The organism is Treponema sp. R6D11 (genome assembly GCF_054786075.1).
This window is the reverse complement of sequence record NZ_BDHD01001447.1, coordinates 1-275: the sequence shown is the minus strand read 5'-3', so window position 1 is coordinate 275 and position 275 is coordinate 1. Positions and strand designations below refer to the sequence as shown.

Here is a 275-nt window from a genome sequence, read left to right as displayed (position 1 = left end):
ATTGGGCGAATTGTCGATGGTTTATGAAAAAGTGGACGAGATACCGTTTGATTTCAGCCGACGCAGAATGAGCGTTGTTGTATCCGACAAAGGCGGCAAAACACAGATGATCACAAAAGGAGCCGTTGAAGAAATGCTCTCCATTTGCACTCACGCTGAATATGGAGGCAAAGTGGAGTCTTTAACTTCGGAGCTAAAAAAAGAAGTGCTAAAAACAGTGGACAAATACAACAATGACGGATTCCGTGTTCTCGCTATCGCTCAAAAATTAAATC

At 42.5% G+C, this 275-nt stretch carries 1 protein-coding gene; it reads left to right on the top strand.

All coding sequences use genetic code 11. The features are described from left to right. Positions 1–16: 16 nt before the first annotated feature. On the top strand, positions 17–275 hold a 259-nt coding region (locus tag ACYVTD_RS19085), incomplete at its 3' end, for a hypothetical protein (RefSeq protein ID WP_461249149.1).